14 protein-coding genes are annotated in these 22,471 nt (G+C 67.0%); 4 read left to right on the top strand and 10 right to left on the bottom strand.

The features are described from left to right. Window positions 1–168 precede the first annotated feature (168 nt). Window positions 169–1,152: a protochlorophyllide reductase gene (locus G9473_RS15810; protein WP_291134742.1), complete on the bottom strand. Its 984-nt coding sequence runs from the start codon at window positions 1,150–1,152 to the stop codon at window positions 169–171. Window positions 1,153–1,342: 190 nt separating this feature from the next. Here G9473_RS15810 and G9473_RS15805 point away from each other — a divergent pair, with 190 nt between their 5' ends. Beyond that, window positions 1,343–3,991 carry a M14 family metallopeptidase gene (locus G9473_RS15805; protein ID WP_291134740.1) on the top strand — a complete coding sequence of 883 codons (2,649 nt, stop codon included), beginning with the start codon at window positions 1,343–1,345 and terminating at the stop codon, window positions 3,989–3,991. A gap of 3 nt (window positions 3,992–3,994) precedes the next feature. Here G9473_RS15805 and G9473_RS15800 read toward each other — a convergent pair whose 3' ends face one another. The 3 genes from G9473_RS15800 to G9473_RS15790 are packed head-to-tail and all read right to left on the bottom strand — an operon-like array spanning window position 3,995 to window position 9,548. Beyond that, window positions 3,995–5,377 (bottom strand): TolC family protein, encoded by a 1,383-nt coding sequence (locus G9473_RS15800; RefSeq protein WP_291134738.1) that lies wholly within the window; start codon window positions 5,375–5,377, stop codon window positions 3,995–3,997. Beyond that, on the bottom strand, window positions 5,374–8,499 hold the full coding sequence (locus G9473_RS15795; RefSeq protein ID WP_291134736.1) for an efflux RND transporter permease subunit: 3,126 nt from the start codon (window positions 8,497–8,499) through the stop codon (window positions 5,374–5,376). The genes G9473_RS15800 and G9473_RS15795 overlap by 4 nt, the downstream gene beginning before the upstream one ends. Then, window positions 8,496–9,548, bottom strand: a complete 1,053-nt coding sequence (locus tag G9473_RS15790) for an efflux RND transporter periplasmic adaptor subunit (protein ID WP_291134734.1) — start codon at window positions 9,546–9,548, stop codon at window positions 8,496–8,498. The genes G9473_RS15795 and G9473_RS15790 overlap by 4 nt, the downstream gene beginning before the upstream one ends. 218 nt (window positions 9,549–9,766) lie before the next feature. Between G9473_RS15790 and G9473_RS15785 the strand changes: the two genes are divergently transcribed. Together G9473_RS15785 and G9473_RS15780 are read left to right on the top strand one after the other, a co-directional pair. Then, complete coding sequence (locus G9473_RS15785) at window positions 9,767–11,125, top strand: methyl-accepting chemotaxis protein (RefSeq protein ID WP_291134732.1); 1,359 nt, start codon at window positions 9,767–9,769, stop codon at window positions 11,123–11,125. 33 nt (window positions 11,126–11,158) lie between these two features. After that, window positions 11,159–11,386 (top strand): hypothetical protein, encoded by a 228-nt coding sequence (locus G9473_RS15780; RefSeq protein WP_291134730.1) that lies wholly within the window; start codon window positions 11,159–11,161, stop codon window positions 11,384–11,386. Window positions 11,387–11,503: 117 nt separating this feature from the next. On the opposite strand, the gene ppsA is transcribed toward G9473_RS15780, so the two are convergent. Together ppsA and G9473_RS15770 are read right to left on the bottom strand one after the other, a co-directional pair. After that, window positions 11,504–13,882, bottom strand: a complete 2,379-nt coding sequence (gene ppsA, locus G9473_RS15775) for a phosphoenolpyruvate synthase (RefSeq protein WP_291134728.1) — start codon at window positions 13,880–13,882, stop codon at window positions 11,504–11,506. A gap of 49 nt (window positions 13,883–13,931) precedes the next feature. After that, window positions 13,932–14,870 (bottom strand): 1-phosphofructokinase family hexose kinase, encoded by a 939-nt coding sequence (locus G9473_RS15770; protein ID WP_291134726.1) that lies wholly within the window; start codon window positions 14,868–14,870, stop codon window positions 13,932–13,934. 116 nt (window positions 14,871–14,986) lie between these two features. Between G9473_RS15770 and G9473_RS15765 the strand changes: the two genes are divergently transcribed. Beyond that, on the top strand, window positions 14,987–15,709 hold the full coding sequence (locus G9473_RS15765) for an HAD family phosphatase (protein ID WP_291138539.1): 723 nt from the start codon (window positions 14,987–14,989) through the stop codon (window positions 15,707–15,709). 9 nt (window positions 15,710–15,718) lie between these two features. On the opposite strand, the gene G9473_RS15760 is transcribed toward G9473_RS15765, so the two are convergent. From G9473_RS15760 to G9473_RS15745, 4 genes are all read right to left on the bottom strand, one after another. Further along, window positions 15,719–18,121: a glycosyl hydrolase family 65 protein gene (locus G9473_RS15760; protein ID WP_291134724.1), complete on the bottom strand. Its 2,403-nt coding sequence runs from the start codon at window positions 18,119–18,121 to the stop codon at window positions 15,719–15,721. A gap of 31 nt (window positions 18,122–18,152) precedes the next feature. Next, on the bottom strand, window positions 18,153–20,828 hold the full coding sequence (locus G9473_RS15755; RefSeq protein ID WP_291134722.1) for an HAD-IC family P-type ATPase: 2,676 nt from the start codon (window positions 20,826–20,828) through the stop codon (window positions 18,153–18,155). Between the two features lie 69 nt (window positions 20,829–20,897). Next, a complete protein-coding gene (locus tag G9473_RS15750; protein WP_291134720.1) occupies window positions 20,898–21,428 on the bottom strand; it encodes an L-lactate permease in 531 nt (176 codons plus the stop codon). 3 nt (window positions 21,429–21,431) lie between these two features. After that, complete coding sequence (locus G9473_RS15745; protein ID WP_291138536.1) at window positions 21,432–22,442, bottom strand: 2-hydroxyacid dehydrogenase; 1,011 nt, start codon at window positions 22,440–22,442, stop codon at window positions 21,432–21,434. Window positions 22,443–22,471: the final 29 nt, after the last annotated feature.

Here is a 22,471-nt window from a genome sequence, read left to right as displayed (position 1 = left end):
GGTCACGAGGGGGCCGTTAGGCGGTGATCTTGACGCGCGAGCGACCGCTCGGTGACGCTTCGACGGCGCTTATGCGACCACTGCCATGCTCTCGTCACACGGGGGGCGAGAGGGCCGCGTTTTCAGCGGTTTGGCGAATGCAGGCATAAATGCCACACCCGCCCGATTTCACGCAGGCTCGGCCACGCGCTCCTCCAGCCCGACGAGGCCAGCGGTGAGATCCCACAACTCGCGCGCGCGCGCCGCATCGGTCGCCTTGGGAGAAAGCCCTTGTGCGAAAGCCTCGCGCCCTTCGCGCTGGCGGTTGCCCCAGCTCCAGTGGACGCCCGAGCGCGCGAAGGCGGGATCTGCCACCACGTCCGCGACCCGCTCGCCCGCGAGTTCCTGCGAGACATAGCCGCCGGTCACATTCTTCTGGAACCACGGGAAGATGCGCTGGAAGGCGCGCGGTGCGTGGCGAAACAGCGGGGTGTCGGCGACGCAGCCGGGATAGAGCGTGGTGAAGACGATGCCGGTGCGGTCGTGGAAGCGCACGTGAAGCTCGCGGCTCATCATCATGCAGGCGAGCTTGGAATCCTTGTAAGCCTTGCCCGGCTTGAAGGCCTTGCCGTCGATCATCGCCACCGGCTCGGTGAAACCCGCCTTCAGCCCCTCGAGATCGCCGAGATCGGCGGGGGCGGGAATCGGGATCTTGCCGCCGAATTCCTCCGAATTGGCCGTCACCGTGCCGAGCGTGACGAGCCGCGCATCGCGCGCCCGGCCAAGGTCGCCCAGCAGCAGGTTCGCCAGCAGGAAATGGCCGAAATAATTGGTCGCGACGCTCAGCTCATAGCCCTCGGGCGAGCGCAGCGGCTCCACGAGGCGCGGCATATAGGTCGCAGCATTGCACACCAGCCCATCGAGCGGGCGGCCCGCGGCGCGGAACGCCTCGACGAAGGCGCGCACGCTGGCGAGCGAGCCGAGGTCGATCGGCATGATCGTGCGGCCCTCTTCGGGAATGCCCAGCTCGCGCGCGGCGGCTTGGGCCTTGGCCGTGTCGCGGCAGGCCATGACGACGTGCCACCCGCGCATGACGAGCGATTTCGTGGCGTAGAGCCCGATCCCCGACGACGCCCCGGTGACGATGCAAAGCGGCGCAGTGTCCTTGTTCATCTGTGGCAACCTCCCATCCCTTTGTCCCCGTTCCCTGCAATCAAGCACATCTTGGGCCCTCCCGCCAAGCCTTCAAGAAAAGCGGGATTGGCAGGCGCGCTTCATCTTGGCATCACACGGGGGCCGGCCTGCGGAGATCGCGCAACCGAACGCTTCGCAGCCAGGGTCGCAGAACCAACCGGGGACAGACATGAACACAATGCCGGGCGTCCACGCCCTGATCGCCGCCGCCCTGATCCTGGCGGGATCGCTTTTTCCCGCGCCGGTGCACGCGCAATCCTTTCTCGAAGGCGATTTCGACCCGGCGATCCCGACTCTGGCCGACACGGTCGGCCATGCGCCGGGCGAGCGGATCACCTCGCCGGACGAGGCGATGCGCTACCTCAAGACGCTCGCCGAAGCCGCGCCCGACCGGATCCGGCTGGTCGAATATGCGCGAAGCTGGGAAGGCCGTCCGCTGGTCTATGCGATCCTCACCGCGCCCGACAACATGGCGCGGCTCGATGCGATCCGGGCCGATCTCCAGACCATCGCCGCCGGCCGGCCCGGCAATGGCGCGGCGATCCCCGTCACCTGGCTCGCCTACAGCGTCCACGGCAACGAGATCTCCTCGACCGACGCCGCGCTGATGACCGCCTACCACCTGCTCGCGGCAACCGACGATCCGCGCGCGGCGAAGATCCTCGCCGAAACCATCCTCGTCATCGACCCGCTGCAGAACCCGGACGGGCGCGCGCGCTTCGTCAACCGCTTCCGCGCCGCGAAAGGCATCGCGCCCGCAGCCGACCGCCAGGCCGCCGAGCACGACGAGCCGTGGCCGAGCGGGCGGGTCAACCACTATATGTTCGACCTCAACCGCGACTGGTTCACTTTGTCTCAGCCCGAAACCCGCGGCAAGGTCGCCGCGATCCGAGAATGGAACCCGGTCGTCGTCGTCGACCTGCACGAAATGGGCGGGGACGAGACCTATTTCTTCAGCCCCGCCGCCGAGCCGGTCAATCCCAACATCACCGCCGCCCAGCAGCGCGCCTACGACATCATCGGGCGCAACAACGCGCGCTATTTCGATGCCATGGGCGAGCCCTATTTCACGCGCGAGGTCTATGACCTGTTCTATCCCGGCTACGGCGACACTTGGAACACCCACCAGGGCGCGATCGGGAGCACTTACGAACAGGGCTCGGCGCGCGGGCTCGTCTGGGAGCGCCGCGACGGGACCGTGCTAACCTATGCCGACGGGGTGCGCAACCACTTCGTCGCAAGCCTTTCGACCGCCGAGGCGGTGGCCGACAACGCCGCGCGCTTCCTTTCCGATTTCACCGAATACCGCGCCGCCAATGCACGCGGCGCGGCGGGCAAAGGGGCGTGGGTGATCGACCTTGGCGAGCGCCGCTGGAACGCCGAGGCGCTCGGCCGCCGCCTCGCCGCGCAGGGCATCGCGGTGCTGCGCCAGGGCGGCCCGGCGAGCGCCTGCGGGCGGACCTACCCGCAAGGCTATCTCGCCGTCCCGCAGGCCCAGCCCGCCGCGCGGCTGGCGAAGAGCCTGCTCGACCGCGACACGCCCCTGCCGCGCGCGTTTCTAAGCGAGCAGGAGCGCCGCCGCGCGCAGGACCTGCCGCACGAACTCTATGACGTCACCGCGTGGTCGGTCGGGCTGATGTCGGGCGTCGAGGTTGCCGTCTGCGGCGCGGCTTCGGGCGACCCGCTCGCCGCCGACGCGCCGATCGCGCCGGTCGCACAAGGCGCGGGCAGCTTCGCCGTGGCCGTGCCGTGGACCGACAGCGGACAGGCGCGGCTCGTCACGCTCGCCCTGCGCGATGGGATCGAGGCGCGCGTCACGGACGAGGCTTTCGCCGCCGAGGGACGCAGCTTCCCGCGCGGCACGGTCGTCTTCCCGGCGGGCGCGAACGATCCGCAGCGCATGGCGCGCCTTGCCGAACTCGCCCGCGAAGTCGGCGCTCATACCGTCGCGCTGGAATCGGGCTGGGTCGAGGACGGGCCCAATCTCGGCTCCGAAGCCTTCGTCCGGCTGACCCTGCCGAAAGTCGCGATGGCGTGGGACGAGGGCGTGTCGCAATTGAGCGCGGGCGCGATGCGCTATGTCCTCGAACGCCGGCTCGGCCTGCCGGTGGTCCCGATCCGCACCGACCGTTTCGCCGGCGCCGACCTTGCCGAATACGACGCGCTGATCGTCCCTGACGGCGATCCCGCGGCGCGGCTCGGCGAAGGGGGAATGAAGACCATCCGCGCCTTCGTCGAGCGCGGCGGGGTGCTGGTCGCGGTGGGCGACAGCCTCGGCGCGTTCAGCGAGGGCGACACCCCGCTCCTCTCGGTCAAGCGCGAAGTGGCGCTGGGCCGCGACCCGTTCGCGGATGAGGACGGCGCGGAGGAAGGCGGGGCCGAAAGGCCGCTCGCCAAGGGTTCGGAAATCGTCAGCGAGGCGGAATACCGCGAGGCGATCAGGGACGAGGAAGCCCTGCCCGACACCCTGCCCGGCGCGCTGCTCGAAACGGTTGCCGACACGGAACATTTCCTGTCCGCAGGCTATGACGAGGGCGCCGTGGTGCTCGCCAGCGGGTCGCTCATCTACAACCCGCTCGACCGCGCAGCAGGGACCAACGTGATGCGCTTCGCCCCGGCCGATGCGCTGGTCGCGTCGGGTCACGTCTGGGAGGAGAACCGCCGCCAGCTCGCGTTCAAGCCCTTCCTCATGGCGCAGGAAACGGGCGAGGGGCTGACCATCGGCTTCGCGCATGATCCAGCGACCCGCGCCTATCTCGACGGGCTCGACCTCATGATCGCCAACGCGGTGCTGGTGGCGCCCTCGCGGGTGCGCTGAGGCTCAGGCGGGCGGCGCGTCGGCCGGAGCATCGGCGGGCGCGCCGGTCGCGGTGAAGAGGTCGATATAGGCCTGCGCGAGGCTCGCCTCGGCATCGATCAGCGCCTCGCGGCTGCCGATCAGCTGGCGCTGCACGTCGAGCACGTCGAACAGCGAGGCGAGCCCTTCGCGGTAGAGCGCATTGGACTGCTCGAAGGCGGCCTCGCTTTCCGCGACCGCGGTGGCGAGTTCGTCGCGGCGGTCCTCGGCGCTGCGGATCGCGACCAGCGCGCTTTCGACGTCGGCGAGGCTTTCGAGCAATACCTGCCGGTAATCGGCGAGCGCCGCGTCCAGCCCGGCCTCGGCGGCGGCGATTTCGGCGCGGCGGCGGCCGCCGTCGAGGATCGGCACGCCGAGCACTGCGGAAAGCCCGGCGATGGCCTGCGAAAACAGCCCATCGACGCTCCCGTCGCCCAGCGTGACGAAGCCCGGCAGAGACAGCGCGGGCAGCAGATCGGCCCGCTCGATTCCGACGCGCGCGGCGGCAGCGGCGATGTCGGCTTCGGCGAGCAGCAGGTCGGGCCGCGCGCGCAGCAGGTCGGCGGGCAGCCCGATCGCGGGGCCGCGCGCATAGTCGGGGATGTCCTCGCTTCCGTCCGCTTCGGGCACGGGGGCGGGCGGCTCGCCGGTCAGGACCGAAAGCGCATTGGCGGCGCGCGCGCGGGCGAGCAGCAGCGGGCCTCTCTGCGCGAGCGTGCGCGACAGGTCGGCGGCGGCGCGGCGCACGTCGAAATTGGAGGACAGGCCCGCCTCCTCGCGCAATTGCACGATGCGCAGGGTCTGGCGCTGGAGATCGGCGGACTGGTCGAGCAGCCGCAGCCGCGCGCCGGTGCGGCGCAGTTCGACGAAGCGGTTGGCCACCGCCGAGGCGACGAGGCGGCGGCGGTCGGCGAGGAAATATTCGGAAGCCTGCACGCCCGCGAGCGCCTCGGCCCGTTCCGCCGACAGCCGCCCGTTGAGATCGATCGTCCACACCCCGCCAAGCCCCGCGCTCGCCTCGTCCAGCACCCCGCCGCCATCGTCCACCGACCCGCCGAACGCCACGTCGCCGTCCACCGTCGGCAGGAAATCCGCCTCTTCCGCGCGCAGCACCGCGCGCGCCGCCGCAAGGCGCGCGCGCGCCGCCTCGAGCGTGCGGTTGCGGGAAAGCGCCTCCTCGACAGCCGCATCGAGTTCCGCCTCGCCGAAGCCTTGCCACCACGCCGCATCGAGCCCTGCGGGCGGGCGCGAATCGGCGAAATAGTCGTCCGGCAGTGCGATGCCCGACGCAGGCTCGACCTCGGGGATGTCGGGTGAGACGCAGCCCGCGAGCAGGGCGAGCCCGGCACAGGCGAGCGCGCGCCTCATGCCGCCGCCCCGGAAGGGGCGGCGCTCTCTCGGCCCCCTTCGCCCTCGCCCATTTCGCGCCGGAACCGGGCGAGGTCGACGCTCCGCGGCTTCGTCAGCGGAGCGATCAGCGTGTAGAGCGCCGGCACGAGGAACAAGGTGAACACCGCCGCGATGCCAAGCCCACCGAAGATCACCCAGCCGATCGCCTGCCGCGCTTCCGCCCCCGCCCCGCTCGCCAGCACCAGCGGGACCGCGCCCAGCACGGTGGAGATCAGCGTCATCGCGATGGGGCGCAGGCGGATCGCGGCGGCCTCGGCAATGGCCTCGCGCACCGCGGCCCCGCCCTCGCGCTTCTGGTCGGCGAATTCGACCATCAGGATGCCGTTCTTCGCCATCAGCCCGATCAGCATGACCAGCCCGATCTGCGAATAGATGTTGAGCGAGGTTCCCGACAGGAACAGCGCATAGATCGCCGCCGCCAGCGCGAAGGGGATCGAGGCGAGGATAACGAAGGGGCTCGCGAGGCTTTCAAACTGCGCGACGAGGACGAGGAAGACGATCAGCAGCGCGAAGGCATAGGTCAGCAGCAATTCGTTCGAGCTTTCCTCCAATTGCTCCGCCTCGCCCTGCAGGATCATGTCGATGTCCTCGGCCAGCGCCTCCTCCGCCAGCCGCTCGATTTCCGCCACCGCATCGGCGAGCGGGGTGCCGGGCGCGATCGCGGCTTCGACCTCGATCGCGCGGCGCTGTTCGGTGCGGTCGAGTTCGGCCGCGACGCCTTCCTCGGCGAAGCGGGTGAGCGAGGAGACGGGCACCAGCGCCCCGCTTCCCGCGCGCACGTAGAGATTGCCGAGATCGGCGGGCCGGGTGATCGCCACAGTCTCGGCGGTGAGGAAGACCGGGATCGCCTGGTCGTCGACGTTGAGATCGACCACTTCGAGCCCGTCGACCATAGCCTGCAAGGTCGTCGCCACGTCCGACAGGTCGACGCCGAGATCGGCCGCGCGGCGGCGGTCGATTTCGATCGAAAGCTGCGGCTGGGTCGGCTGGTAGGAAATCTCAGGGTCCGAAAGAATGTCCGACTGCGTGGCGATGGCGTCCGACAGCGCGCGGGCCGAGGCGTATATGCCCTCGTAATTGTCGCCCGTCAGCGCGACCTGCAGCCCGCCGCCCCTGCCCCAGCCGCCCGACAGCGTGCTGCGTCCGCGTGCCGAGGCGCGCGAACCGGGCAGGCGGCCGAGCGGTTCGCTCACTTCCTCGACGATTTCCGACTGGCTGCGCGCCCGCTCGTCCCAGTCGGCGAGGTTCGCGGTGACCTGCACCCGGTTGGGATCGTAGCGCCCGACGATGGAAAGCGTGCTCTCGATCTCGCCGCTTTCGACATAGGGTTCGAGCACCGCCTCGATCTCGTCCATCTCGCGGTCCATGAAGGCGAGGCCCACACCGTCCGGCCCGCTCGCCCAGACATAGAAAGTCGCGCGGTCCTCGTCCGGGACCAGTTCCTCGTCGAGCTGGGTGTAGAGCAGCCCCGCCCCGACCACCGCGAGGAGCGAGAGGCCGACCGTCACCCAGGGTCGCGCGATGGCGCGCTCGACACCGTGGCGGTAACGCTCGGCAAAGCGGCTCGCGATGGCTTGCAACCGCGGGTTCGGGTCCGCGCCCTCGCCCGCAAGGTCGATCTTCGCCGCCAGCGCGGGGACGAGGCTGACCGCGACGAAGGTCGACAGGATCACCGCGATCGCAAGGACGAAGCCGAATTCGCGGAACAGGCGGCCGGTCTCGGACGGCAGGAAGCTGATCGGCACGAAGACCGAGACCAGCACCGCCGTCGTCGCGATCACCGCGAAATAGACCTGCCGCGTGCCCAGCACCGCCGACGCCTTGCGCCCCAGCCCCTCCTCCTTCTGGAGCCGCTGCGCGTTCTCGAGGACGACGATGGCATCGTCGACGATAAGACCCGTGGCGAGCACGATGGCGAGCAGGGTCAAAAGGTTGATCGAGAAGCCGAACAGCCAGATGCCGGACACCACCCCGACCAGCGCGATGGGAATGGCCGTGCTGGGAATGAGCGTCGGCCTGGCATGGCCGAAGAACAGCCAGATCGTCAGCACCACGACCGCGACGGTGAAGGCGAGCGTCACGATCACCTCGCGCACCGAGGTCGAGATGAACACGGCATCATCGGCGATGACGCGGATGTCGATGTCCTCGAACCGCTCGTCGAGCCGCTCGGTCGCCGCGCGGATCGCGTCCGAAATCGCGATGGTGTTCGAATTGGCCTGCCGGATCACGCCGAGGCCGATGACCGGCTCACCGTCGAGACGCACATAGCTTTCCGCGTCGGCGGGCGCGAAATAGGTCTCCGCCACGTCGCCGATGGTGACTTCATCGCGGATCACGACCGCATCGATCCGTTCCGGATCCGCCGCCTTGGCCTCGGCCCGCACGAGCAATTGCTGGCGGTCGGAGCGGAAGGAGCCCACCGGCGTATCGAACGGCGCCTGTTCGAGCGCGCCCGCCACATCGCTCATGGTCAGCGAATAGCGCGCGAGCCGGGCGGGATCGACCGCGACGCGAAGCTGCCGCTCGCGCGTGCCGAAAGTGTCGATGCTGGCGACGCCGTCTGCCGCGAGCAGTTCGGGGATGATGTCGTTCTCGACGATCCGGGTAAGGTCCATCGCGTCATAGGCGTTGCTCGACACGGCCAGCGTCATGATCGACTGCGCGTCCTCGTCGGCCTTGACGACGCGCACCTGTTCGAGCCGGTCGGGCAGTTCGCGCGTGACCCGGCTGACCGCTTCGCGGATGTCGCTGGCAGCCGCGTCGAGGTCCGTGCCGGGGGTGAATTCGACGCGGATGCGGGTGTTGTTCTCCTCGCTCGAGCTCCGGATCTGGCGCACGCCGTTGACGCGCGCGGCGGCGTTTTCAAGGACGGAGGTGACTTCGGAATCCATCGTCTCGGGCGCAGCGCCCGGCAGGGTCGCCGACACGGTCACGATCGGCCGGTCGACATTGGGCAGTTCGCGCACCTCGGTGCCGAGCAGCGCGGCGGCCCCCGCGATCACGATCAGCAGGTTCAGAACCATGATGAACAGCGGCCGCTTGACCGCGAGCATGGGCAGGTCGGTCTTTTCCGTCATCCGGCCGCCGCCTCGACTTCCGCCGCCTCGCGCTCGCGCGGCTCGACCAGTTCGACCGCCTGCCCCTCGCGCACCTTCTGCACGCCCTCTGCGATCACCAGCGCGCCCTCTTCGAGCTCGGCATCGACCAGCGCCAGCCCGTCGCGGCGCGCGGCGATGGTGACGGGGACGCGCACGGCCTTGCCGTCCCGCACCGCGAAGACCGAGGAGCCCTCCCCGCCCCACACCACCGCCGCTTCGGGCACGGCGGCGCGCATCCGCCCGCGGTCGGTGTAGCGCACGGTGAAGCTCATGCCGGGGCGGTAGCGGTCGCCTTCATTGGCGATCACGGCGCGCAGGCGGTAGCTGCGCTGGTCCTGCTGGATCGCCGTGTCGCGCGCACGGATCGGGGCCGTGATGGTGCGTTCGGGTTCGGAAAAGGGGACGAGTTCGACGCTGGTTCCCTCGCCGAGCCGCTGGAACACCGCCTCGGGCGCGTTGAATTCAACGAACAGCCGGTCGCGCCGGTCGAGCTGGGCGATCAGCGTGGTGGGCGTGATGCGGTCGCCGACATCAACCTCGGTGAAGCCGATATGGCCCGAGAACGGCGCGCGCACGGTCCGCTCGGCAAGCGCGTCGGCGGCCTGGTCGCGCTCGATCCGGGCGGCGGCGAGCGCGGTCTCGCCCGCCTCGATCTGGCTTTCCGACAGCGCGCCGGTGTCCTCGATCCGGCGGTAGCGGGCGAGCAATTGCTCGGCCTCCTCGACCCGCACCTCGGCGAGTTTGAGTGCCAGCCGCTCGGCGCGCGCTTCGAGTTCGACCAGCGGCGCGCCCGCGCGGACGTAATCGCCGGGGGCAAAACGCACCGCAACGACCTCTCCCGCCGCCTCGGGATAAAGCTCCGCCGTCTGCGCCGCGCGCGCCGTGCCGATCGCCTCGACCACGGCTTCCTCGGGCAGGAAGCCAACGGGCTCGGCGATCACGGCGACCGAACGGTCGGGCCGCATATCGTTTTCAGCGGAACAGGCGGCGAGCAGCAGGCACGCCGCGAAGAACAGGATAAGGCGCATGATGTCGGGCGGAACGGTCTGAAACAGGTATGACTCAATGGAACCGCAAGGGCGGCTCCGGGTTCCCGCGCGCGCCGCTTCATTCCCGCAGGGACAGGGGAAATTGCGGTGTGCGCCCTTGCCCCGATCCTAACCGCTTACCGGCAAGGCAAGGGGCGGGATCGGAACGCACGAGCGGAAAGAGGTCTGCAGAACCGGGGATCGTGGAGGTATTGGGAATGGGATTGCTAAAGGGCGGGATCGCCAAGGCAGCCGCGGGCGGACGGCTCGGGCAGGAATTCGACCGGGCGCTGCTGCAACTGGTCAAGACGACGCAGGCCGTCATCCAGTTCACGCCCGAGGGTATCGTCATCGACGCGAACGCAGCGTTCTGCGAGGCGGTCGGCTACGACCTTGCCGAAATCGTCGGCCAGCATCACCGGATGTTCTGCTCCGAGGAGGTCCGCACGAGCGAGGAATACCGCCGCTTCTGGGACGACCTTGCCTCGGGCCGCAGCTTCACCGCGCGCTATCCGCGCGTGACAAAGTCGGGCCGCGAAATCTGGATCCAGGCGACCTACGGCCCGGTGCGCGACACCGCGGGCAATATCGTGCGCGTGGTCAAGATCGCGACCGACGTGACCCCGGCGCGGCGCGCGCTCAGGAACATTGTCGCCGCGATGGAACGCTTCGAGAAGGGCGAGCTCGACCAGCGCGTGCCGCCGGCGGGGATCGAGGAATTCGACGCGCTCGCCAGTGCCTTCGTCCAGGCCTGCCGCCGGATCGCCGCGGCCATGGTGCGGGTGCAGGCGGCGAGCAACGACCTCAAGGGACAGGGCGAGAAGGTCAGCGAGATGTCCGCCTCGCTCGCCGAATGCAGCGCCAACGAAGCCGCGACGGTCGAACAGACGGCGGCGGCGATGGAACAGTTCCGCTCCAATGCATCGGGCACGCTCGAACAGGCCCACGCGATGCGCGACGTGATGGAGGAAGCCCGCGGCACCCGCGCGGCGAGCAGCGAGGTCGTGCGCGGCGCGATCGCCTCGATGGACCATATCGAGGGCTCATCGCGGAAGATTTCCGACATCGTCGGTGTGATCGAGGACATCGCCTTCCAGACCAATATGCTGGCCCTGAACGCCGGGGTCGAGGCGGCCCGCGCGGGCGAGACCGGGCGCGGTTTCGCCGTCGTCGCCGAGGAAGTCCGCGCGCTCGCCCAGCGCAGCGCGCAGTCGGCGGGCGAGGTGCGCGCGCTCATCACGGAGAATTCCCGCCATATCGAGGACGGCGTCGGCACGGTGCGCGGCGCGGGCGAGACGATCGAGGCGATGTTCGAGCGGATCGAGACCATCGCCGGGCGGCTCGATACGCTGGTCGGGATGCTCGACGAGCAATCGGGCACGGTGGGCGAGATCAGCCTTGCGATGCAGCATCTCGACAAGCTGTCGCATCGCAACGCGGCGATGGTCGAGGAAAGCTCACAGATCGCCCGCGACCTTTACCGTTCGGCGGACGAACTGGCGGGTGAGGTCGGGGTCTTCTCGACCGGAGCCGGCCGGGCGGGCGAGGAACCGCCGCCCGATGCGCTCGCCGCCTGACAAGTGGGGAAAGGCGGCGATCGGCACTTCAGCTTGGCCCTTCGCAAGACAGCCTATGATGCGGTAACTTCCATTCGTTTTACGGCCACTGTCACCCAGCACAGCATCGACGCAGCACCCCCGGGAAAAAGCTATCATGCCGCTTGCGATCAGAAGCGGCAGGGAATGGATGCGACTGGAACCTTTCAAGGGCTTGCTTGGGGGGCGAAGAAAGCCGGTTTCGAAGCCGACGGCTTCATCAGCCCCAACACACCCGAGTAGCCGCCTTCGTTCGCAGGGTGCGTGCCTTGTCCCGCAACCGCCACACAACCTTGGGGCTAGCCGAACCTCCCGTCTGTCCATGACGGGATGCCCTTTGCCGACAGGTCGCGGGAACGCTCAGTTGGCGCTCTCGGCCGCCGAGATATGCCGCTTCACCTCGATGAAGCTGTCGGGACTGACCGAGATCGAATCGATTCCGCATTCGACCAGAAAGCGGGCGAACTCCGGGTGATCGCTCGGAGCCTGACCGCACAGTCCGACCTTCGTGCCATGCCGATGCGCTTCCTCGATCACGTGCCGGATCATCCACTTCACCGCCTCATCCTGCTCGTCGAACTGATCGGCGAGCAATTCGGAATCGCGATCGATGCCGAGGGTGAGCTGGGTGAGATCATTGCTCCCGATGGAGAAACCGTCGAACCGCTCGGCGAAGGGGGCGGCCAACACCGCGTTGGACGGGATTTCGCACATGACGTAGACCTCCAGCCCGTTCTCACCGCGTTCGAGGCCATTGCGCGCCATTTCCTCGAGCACCCGGTCCGCTTCGCGCGTAGAACGGCAGAAGGGGATCATCACGATGACGTTGCTGAGGCCGATTTCTTCGCGCAGCCGCCTGATCGCCCGGCATTCAAGCGCGAACCCCTCGCGATAGGCTTCCGAGTAATAACGCGAGGCGCCGCGAAAACCGATCATGGGGTTTTCCTCGCGCGGCTCGAATTCGGCCCCGCCGACGAGGCCCGCATATTCGTTCGTCTTGAAATCGCTCATTCTGACGATGACGGGCTTGGGATGCTGGACCGCCGCAATCCGGGCGAGCCCTCGCGACAGGCGGTCGACGAAATATTCGCCCCCGTCCGCGTAGCCATGCGTGAGATCCCCGATCCTCGCCCGCGTCTCGGCATCCACCCGTTGAGGATGGACCAGCGCCATGGGGTGGACCTTGATCTCGTTGTTGATGACGAACTCCATCCGAACCAGGCCGACTCCGTCGGCAGGCAGGCGCCACCAGCGATAGGCCGCCGCCGGGTTGGCAAGATTGAGCATCACCTTCGTTCGCGTTTCGGGGATGTCGCCAAGGTCGAGGGTTTCGACCTCGAAATCGGCAATGCCTTGATATACGAACCCCTCGTCGCCTTCGGCACAGCTCACCGTCACGTCCTGCCCGTCGTAAAGCAGGCGCGTCGCATCCCCCGTTCCCACGATCGCGGGCAGGCCGAGTTCGCGGCTGACGATCGCCGCGTGGGAAGTGCGTCCGCCATGGTCGGTCACGATCGCGGCCGCCTGTTTCATGATCGGCACCCAGTCGGGATCGGTGGTCCCGGTGACAAGGACCGAGCCCGGCTCGAAATTCGAGATTTCGCTCGCGCTCTCGATAATGCCGACCCGGCCCGTCACCACCGCTTCGCCGATCGCCGCTCCCCTGACGAGCGTTTCGCCCCGGCTCCGAAGGCGGTAGGACTCCAGCCCGCCGTTCTTGAGCTGCGCCTGCACCGTTTCGGGGCGCGCCTGGACGATGAACAGGTTTCCGCCAGGTCCGTCCTTGGCCCATTCCATGTCCATCGCGCATTCGTAATGCCGCTCGATCGCCACCGCCCAGCGCGCCAGCGTGAGGATCTCCTCATCGGAAAGGACGAAAGCCGCCTGCTCCTCTTTCGAAGTCGACACGTTGCGGGTCGGTGTCTCGCCCCGCTCGGCGTAGATCATCTTCACCGTCTTAGCGCCGCGCTTTTTCGCGACGATGGGGGATAGCGCTTCGTTCTCCAGCAGCGGTTTGAAAACCTGATATTCGTCCGGATCGACCGCGCCCTGGACTACGTTCTCGCCGAGCCCCCATGCCGCGTTGATGAGCACCGAGTGCTCGAACCCGCTTTCGGTGTCGATCGAGAACATCACGCCCGCACCCGCGCGGTCCGAGCGGACCATGCGCTGCACTCCGACCGAAAGCGCCACATCCTCGTGCGCGAAGCCCTTTGCCTCGCGGTAGCTGATCGCGCGATCGGTGAAGAGCGAGGCGTAGCAACGGCGGCAGGCGTTCATGAGATCGTCCTCGCCCTCGATATTGAGGAACGTCTCCTGCTGGCCCGCGAAACTGGCATCGGGCAGGTCCTCGGCGGTCGCGCTGGAGCGCACCGCGACGCTCGGAGCCTTGTCGCCGGCCAGCTCGGCGAGTTTGCGATAGGCGGCGCGGATCGCTGCTTCGATCTCGTCGGGCCACTCGCCTTTCCGGATCGCGGTCCTGATCGCTCCGCCGGACTCGGCCAGCGCGGCCTGCCCGGAGGATAGCTCGGCCAGGCGGCTTTCGATGACCGGGCCAAGGCCGTTGTGTTCGATGAAGCGCCGATAGGCCGCCGCCGTCGTCGCGAAACCGGGCGGCACGTTGATGCCCTTCGGCTGGAGCGCACCGATCAGTTCGCCAAGCGAGGCGTTCTTGCCGCCAACCCGTGCGAGATCGCTGCGCTTGAGAGTTTCGAACCAGATCACGTGCTCGTTTTTCATGGTCCTCTCCGCTCGTATCGGACACCGGGCACGCAGCGCTCGGGGCGTCTCATGGCGCCGGCGTTCCGGTCGTTTCCTCGTAAAGGCGCCGAATGTCTCGGGCACGGGCGAGATCGGTTCCCGGCGTCAGGACCGCCGCCGCGCCTCCTGCCATCCCGAAGGCGAAGGCATCGGCCGGAGCCCGCCCGCGTGCGAAAGCATAGACCATCGCCGCGACGCAGGAATCGCCCGCTCCGACAGCACTCGCGGCTTCGACCGGAATGGCCGCTCGTCGGATCACCCCGTCGGCGCTCGCCAGGATCCCCCCGTCCCGACCCATCGTCACCGCGACATACTTTGCTTGTCCTCGTTCCACGATTGCGCGCGCAGCGGCGGCGATCTCCTCCTCGCTCTCCAGTTCCTGTCCGGTAAGTGCGCGCAGTTCGCCCACGCTCGGCTTGACCAGGAATACGCCGCCCGCCGCAAGCCCGCCTGCAAGACCCCGTCCCGAACTGTCGAGCACGAAGCGAATGCCCCGGTTGTTCGCCGCGGTCGCGATGCGGGCGTAGAAATCGTCCGGTACGCCGCGCGGCAGGGATCCGCTGGCGACGAGGTAATCGCATTCGGCCTGCGCGATCGCGGCTTCGCATTCACGCCATTTTGCCTCGGCGATCTCCGGACCGTCCGTGACGAAGCGGTATTCGCGCCTGCTGGTGCGTTCGAAGACGGAAGTGCTGACCCTGGTCTCGCCCGCGATCGCGACCCGGTTCCTGACGATCTCATGCTGGTCGAGCGCCCGGTCGAGCGCAGCGCCTGTCGCGCCTCCTGCCAGGTAGTGGCAGCGGGCATTCCCACCCAACCGCACGAAAACCCGCGCGACGTTTATGCCCCCGCCGCCGGGCGCGTGTCTTTCGTTGTCACCGCGCATCTTGGAGGTGTGAAACAGGCGATCGACCTCGAAAGAGACGTCGAATGCCGGGTTCAGCGTGACGGTCGCAATATTCATCATGAGCCAAGCATCTCCCGGCGCATCGTGAGCCGGATCGCGCTATCGACCCGGTTAAACTAGGGATACGGTCGAGTCGGAAGAATAGCAGGAAATGCGGGAGACGAGACTTGTCGGATGTGCATTTGTCGCCCGCCCGGCTCGACGCGGCGATCTTCGATCTCGACGGCGTCCTCACCGACACCGCCAGCCTGCACGAAGCGGCGTGGAAGGAAACCTTCGATGCCTTCCTCCGGACATGGGACGACAGGCAACCGCCGTTCGGCCCGGACGACTACCAGCTCTACGTCGATGGCAGGCGCCGCGAGGAAGGCGTGCGCACCTTCCTCGCGTCGCGCGGTATCAAGTTGCCCGAAGGCGCGCAGGACGATCCGCCCGGGGCCGAAACCGTGATGGGGCTGTCGCGGCGAAAGAACGAAGCGGTGCAGGAACGGCTTCGCACGGCTTCCAGAGCGCTGCCCGGAGCCGAGCGCCTGCTGCGCGACCTGCGCACTTCCGGGATCGCGATCGCGGTCGCTTCCTCCAGCGCCAATGCCCGCCAGGTGCTCGAGGCGACCGGACTCGCCCACCATGTCCAGGCAAGGGTCGATGGCATCGATGCGTCGCGGCTCGACTTGCCGGGCAAGCCGCACCCGGCCCTGTTCGAAGAGGCGCTGCGGCGGCTTGGCGTAAAGGCGGAGCGTGCGGTCATCTTCGAGGACGCAATTGCCGGGGTCGAGGCAGGGCGCAGAGCCGGATTCGCTCGCGTGATCGGCGTGGGCCCGAACGCAAGGGCCGACGCCCTGCGCGAAGCGGGAGCGGACGAAGTTGTCGGCGACCTTTCCGGTGTGACGGTAGGGTAAGGGGGCCCGTCAGCCCTCGCCTTCGGGCATCGCCGGATCGACCGCTCCCGGCCCGGGCCGGGGCGGCGGCGGGCACTTCCGGTTGGAGCGGGTCATCTCGGGTTCTTCCGGCGAGAGGCGCAATGCCTCCCCCTCGTGCACGATCTCGATCGGATCACCGCGTTCGAGCCGATAAACCGTGCGCGCCCGATCTATCGCGATCCGCAGGCGTCGGCCGCGAATGGTCAGCGCAAAACACAATCGGCTCCACCTGTCGGGCAGGCGCGGGCTGAAGGCGATCGTGCCGTCCCCGTCGCGCAGTCCGGCAAAGCCGTAAACCAGGGCCATCCAGGTCCCGCCGATCGAGGCGACGTGCGCGCCGTGCCTTACATTGCCGCCGATGTCGGACAGGTCCATCGTCGCGGCGAAATCGAAATAGTCGATGGCCTTGTCAGCGTAGCCGATCTCGCTTGCGATGATCGACTGGATGCACACCGACAGCGAGCTGTCATGCGTCGTGATCGGGTCGTAGTAGTCGAAGTTGCGTTTTTTCTCTGCAGCGCTGAAATGGCCGTTCATCAGGAACATGGCGAGCAGGGTATCGGCCTGCTTGACGACCTGCGCCCGATACAGGTTCAGCGGGTGATAATGCAGCAGGAGGGGATAGTTCTCCTCGGGCGTCCTGGCGAAATCCCATACCTCCTTGTCGAGAAAGCTGTCGTCCTGCGGGTGCACGCCGAGCCGCTCGTCTTGCGGCAGGTACATACGCTCGGCCGCCTCGAGCCAGCCATCCGGTTCTGCGGGACCAAGGTTCGTCGCAGCGGCCACTTGCGCTTTCGCCTCGGGATCGAGCGTAGCCAGGGTCCGGGCCGCAAGCCTGAGGTTGTGCTGCGCCATGAGGTTGGTGAAGTAATTGTTGTCGACGAGCGCGTTGTATTCGTCCGGTCCGGTGACGCCGTTGATGCAGAACCTGCCATCGCGGCGGGACGAGAAGAAGCCGAGATCGAGCCAGAAGCGGGCGGTCTCGATCAGGATTTCGGCGCCGTATCGCGCCATGAACTCCGTATCGCCGGTGATCGCCACATATTTGTCCAGCGCGTACGCTATATCGGCGTTGATGTGATACTGCGCGGTGCCGGCCGCGTAGTAGGCAGATGCTTCGTGACCGTTGATCGTGCGCCAGGGAAAAGTCGCGCCGCGATGGCCGAGTTCGGCAGCCCGCAGACGTGCCTGCGGCAGCATATCGTAACGAAACTTGAGCAAGGCCCGCGCGATGTCCGGGGCGGTGTAGGTGAGAAACGGCAGGACATAGATTTCGGTGTCCCAGAAATAATGCCCTTCGTAGCTGCGCCCGGTGAGCCCTCTCGCGCCGATGCCGTGGCCATGCACCCGGGCCGCCGACTGAAGCAGCTGGAAGATATTCCAGCGGATCACCTGCTGGGTTGCCGGATCGCCCTCGATTTCGACATCGGCGCGGTCCCAGAATTCGCCCATGATTTCCGTCTGGCGGCAAAGCAGGTTATCGAAGCCGCGGACGATCGCCTCATCGAGGCTCCCGCCGACCGCTTCGAGCATATCCTGTGCCCCTTCATGCCCATGGTGATAGGCCAGGAACTTCGTAAACCTCATGGGCACACCGGATTGCGCGCTTAGGCGAATGGTGACGGCGGCTTCCTCGTCGCTTGCCGTCGCGGAAAGATCATGCGGGGATGATGTATCGATCACGTGGTCCATTCCGCAGCCGAGCGCGAGGCGTGAGCGGCGGGTGACATAGCCGAGCATCGCGCGCGCACCTTCGGCTCGCGCCCCGGTCGGCTCCAGAACGCTTTCGCCCGGCGGTTCGGCGATCCGCGGGTCGCGAGCCTCGCTCGGCAAGGGAGGCCGTTCGACCAGCCGCGACGTGACGATGATGTCCGCATCGTCTTCGGCAACAAGTTCCCAGGAGATAGCCGCAACGTGCTTCATCGCGAGCGAGACGAGCCGCGTCGTCCTCAAGGTCAGCTTCCGGCCCCGCGCGGTTCTCCAGGCGACCTCTCGCGTGAGCACGCCTTTCGCGAAATCCAGCCGGCGCGAGAAATCGAGCACTTCGGCGCGGACGAGATCGAAGGGTTCATCGTCGACCACCAGCTCGATCGAAACCCCGTCGGGGCAGACGAGTATGCTCTGACCGCTGTCGGGAAAACCATAAGCGCTTTCGCCGTAGGTGATCGGGCGACTTTCATAGAAGCCGTTGAGATAGGTTCCCGGCTCTTCGACCGGATGCCCCTCCTCCATCGTGCCGCGGATTCCGAGATAGCCGTTCGACAACGCGAACATGGTCTCCGCCTGCCCGACATAGCCGAGCAGCCAATCGGTATCGAAATGCACCGCCGCCAATCCCCATGGGTCGGGGGGAAAGACGTCGCGGGGCGGATCGCGGCGCGCGCGAAGCATGGTCAATCCTCCTCCACGGTGGAATTGCAAATCACAGGGCGAACCTGCGCGTGACCAGTTTCTCGAATTCGAGCAGAAGCAGCAGGCCGAAGCCGATGGCGACGATGACCGCGCCCTCCTCTAACGAAAGCGCTTCGGTTTCGAACACGCGCTGCAAGACCGGGAGATAGGTGAAAGCCAGCTGGGCAAGAACCACCACCGCGAGTGCGATCAGCACCGGCCGCGTGCCGAGCGCGCCTCTGAGTGTAAGCGAGCGCATATGCAGGAAGCGGACGTTGAAAAGATAGGCGATCTCGGAGACCACCAGCATATTGACCGTCAGGGTCCGGGCCTTCTCGATGCTGACGCCGAGCGATTGCGAACCGAAAAAGATCAACAGCGCGACCCCGGCGAAAAGGAAGGAGACGAAGGCTACCCGCCACAATAGGAGGCGCGTCAGCAGCGGCGCGTCGCGCTTTCGCGGGGGTCGCTCCATGATGCCGGGTTCAGGAGGCTCGAAGGCGAGGACAAGCCCGAGCGTCACGGCCGTGACGAGGTTGATCCAGAGGATCTGCGTCGCCGTCATCGGCAGGGCGAACCCGGCAAGGATCGCGAGCACGATAACGATTGCCTCGCCGCCGTTCGTGGGCAGGGTCCAGGCGATCACCTTGCGGATATTGTCATAGACCGTGCGGCCCTCGCGCACGGCCGCGACGATCGAGGCGAAATTATCGTCAAGCAGGACCATCTCGGACGCTTCGCGTGCCGCCTCGGTCCCGGTGACGCCCATCGCGGTGCCGACATCGGCCTGCTTCAATGCGGGCGCATCGTTCACCCCGTCGCCGGTCATTGCGACGATGTGATCGTGCGACTGCAGCGCGCGCACGATGCGCAGTTTCTGTTCCGGGCTGGCCCGGGCGAAGACAGACACCCGCTCCACGCGCCGGGCCAGTTCGCAATCGTCGATCGCCTCGACATCGGCGCCGGTCATGGCCTCCGGACAGTCGGCGAGGTCGAGCTGCCGGGCGATGGCGAGCGCGGTCGCGGCGTGATCGCCGGTGATCATTTTCACCGCGATGCCGGCGGAGCGACATTCGGCGATCGCGCGCTTCGCCTCCTCGCGCGGGGGATCGATGAAACCGATAAGACCGAGCATGGTGGCGCCTTCGAGGTCTTCGTGAGCAAGACAACCGCGCGGCTCTTCGAAGCCAAGCATGGCGAAGGCGAGCAGCCGTTCGCCCTCACCCGCCGCGCGTTCGACATGACCGGCCCAGTCGACCTCGTGCGAGGCCGTATCGCACAGGTCGAGCACCGCTTCCGGCGCGCCCTTGATCATTGCCACCGCCTGGCCGTTCGGCCCTTCGTGCAGCGTCGCCATGTAGCGATGTTCGGCATCGAAGGGGATTTCATCGAGCCGCGGCCATTCGGCCTCGAGGCAGTCCCGATCCAAACCCGCCTTCCCGGCGAGCGCCAGAAGCGCCCCTTCCATCGGGTCGCCCGCAACGCTCCATGGCCCGCCTTCGTCGCCGACAGTTGCGTCTCTGACAAGGCGCGCATCGTTGCAAAGCGCGCCGCAGCGGATCAGGTCTTCGGGCAGCGGCTGATCAGCCTGCCCCGAGGCGCGAGGGGCGATCGTTCCTTCGGGCGCGTACCCCTTCCCGCTGACCGAGAATTCCCCCTTGGCAGTCACCAGGCGAACCGCATTCATCTCGTTACGGGAGAGAGTCCCGGTCTTGTCGCTGCAGATCACGCTGGTCGCTCCGAGCGATTCGACAGCCGGAAGCTTGCGGATCACCGCTTTTCGCGCCGCCATGCGCTGCACTCCGATTGCGAGCGTAATGGTGATGACGGCGGGCAGACCCTCCGGAACCGCGCCGACGGACACCGCCACGACCGCGATGAGAGCATCGCCCCATTCGAAGCCGCGCACCATAACCGCGAAAGCGAGCAGTGCTGCGCCGAGCGCGAGGATGACAAGCGTAAACAATCGGGCGAAGGAATCGATCTGCCGCAGCAGCGGGGTCACGAGCGCAGGCACCTCCTGGAGCATCCCGCTGATCCGGCCGATCTCGGTATCGGCGCCGGTCGCGACGACCAGCCCGGTCGCCTGCCCCCTGATCGCCAGCGTGCCGGAATAGGCCATCGAAGAGCGGTCCCCCAGCGCAGCTTCGGGGGGAACCGGATCGGGCCGCTTCTCGGCTGCGACGGACTCGCCGGTGAGAGCCGCTTCCTCGACCGCGAACCCGCGCGCGCGCCGGATGCGCACGTCGGCGGCAATCCGATCGCCCGCTTCGATCACCGCAATGTCGCCCGGAACAAGGGTTGCGGCATCGACGACGCGCTTCTCGCCGCCACGCAGCACGACAGCGCGCGGCGAAATCAGGCTGCGCATCCCTGCCAGGGCCTCTTCGGCCCTGCCCTCCTGGACATATCCGACCGCCGCGTTGACCAGCACCACCAGCAGGATCACGACCGCGTCGACCGCGTGATCGAGCAGGAAAGCCGCTGCCGCCGCAACGAGGAGGAAATGGATCAGGGGGCTGTTGAAATGCGCGAGGAAGCGCAAGACCGGATGCACAGGTTTCGGTTCGGGAAGGCGGTTGGGGCCATGTTGGGCAAGCCGTTCGCGCGCGCGCTCCTCGCTCAGCCCTCCGGGGTGCGATTCAAGCGCCTCGACAGCCTCATCGAATTCGATCGCGTGCCATTCCTTCGACCTGTCCGGCTTCACCTCATCCTCCGTGAAAGCAGCGCGCCGATGCTATCGTTCTGCTTCAAAAAGGTCTCGCCTGGATCGATGTCATAGCAAATGCCCCAAGGCGAACAGGAGCAACCCTCCGACCGCCGCATAGATCGCGCATACCGGCAGGGTTTGCCTCAGCACTTCGCCCTTGCGACCGACCGCGCCGACCGTGGCAGCGCCGGCGACGATGTTATGCGGCGTGATGATGTTCCCGATCGCCGCGCCGAAACCGGCGGCGCTTTCAAGAAACAGGCCGAAGAACCAGGCGATGAGCAGGGCCTGAACCTGTGGCTTGCCCGAAACTCCCGCTAGCCAGCGCCCGATCGTCTGCGTCGCGCCGGTATCCTTCTGGAATTCGTATATGCCCAGCGCCGGGAATATGATCCAGACAATGGTCGCGCAGGCGAACAGGGCTTCCGCAAGCGGGCCGAGCACGCTTGATGCGTCGACGGGATAATCGAAAGCGCCGACCGCCAGGGCCGCGCACAGGGCGGCGCTCCAGATCCCGGCCATCGCTGCCGACCTTCGAAATCCGACCAGCCAAAGGACGAATGCGACAAGCGGCAACAGCGCAAGGAAATTTCTCACGGCTCAAGCCAGTTTCTCGACCGACACCTCGTGCAGCGCCGCTCCCGTCTCCTCGAAGCTGGAGATGTTGCGTATCGTGGTCGTTGCGATCGCTTCCATTGCTTCGCGCGTGAAGAATGCCTGGTGGCCGGTGACGAGGACGTTCGGGAAAGTGAGCAGGCGCGCGAAAACATCGTCCTGTATCATCGTGTCGGACAGGTTCTCGAAGAACAGGTCGCCCTCTTCCTCGTAGACATCGAGGCCGACCGAACCGAGACTGCGGCCCTTCAGACCTTCGATCAGCGCTTTCGTGTCGACGACGGCTCCCCTGCTCGTGTTGATCAGCATGGCATCCGGCTTCATCCGGTCGATGGCCTCTGCATCGATCAGATGGTGCGTTTCAGGGGTCAGGGGACAATGAAGTGTCACGATGTCGGCCTGTTCGAGCAGGTCCGGCAGGTCCACATAACAACCACCGATTTCGTCTAGCTCCTCGCTGGGCTGCGGATCGCAGGCGAGAATGGCGCAGCCGAACCCCCGCATGATGCGGGCCGCGCAGATGCCGATCTTTCCTGTGCCGATAACCCCCACGGTCTTGCCCGAAAGGTTGAACCCGAGCAGGCCGTCGAGCGCGAAATTCCCCTCGCGCACCCGAAGATAGGCTCTGTGGATCTTCCGGTTGAGCGCAAGGATCAGCGCGGCGGTGTGCTCGGCGACGGACTCGGGGGAATAGGCGGGGACGCGCGCGATCGTAATGCCGAGATCGCGCGCCGCGGCGAGATCCACGTGATTGAAACCAGCGCTGCGGAGGGCAGCCAGGCGAATGCCTTCACCTGCAAGTCTTTCGAGCACGGCCCGGTCGAGTCTGTCATTCACGAAACAGCAGACAGCGTCATGTCCACAGGCAAGGCTCGCTGTGTCGGGATTGAGCCGAGTATCGAAGAAAGCCAGCGTATGCCCCGCGCCAGTCGCCTCGTTGACACGTTCGAGGAACTCGCGATCATATCGTTTGGAACTGAAAACTGCCGTTTTCAAAACGCCGCTCTCGCTCGCGGTGAAGTTAT

The sequence above is a fragment of the Erythrobacter sp. genome (assembly GCF_011765465.1).
GTDB lineage: Bacteria > Pseudomonadota > Alphaproteobacteria > Sphingomonadales > Sphingomonadaceae > Erythrobacter.
Note: the sequence above shows the minus strand (reverse complement) of the source record. Positions and strands in the feature narration are given on the sequence as shown.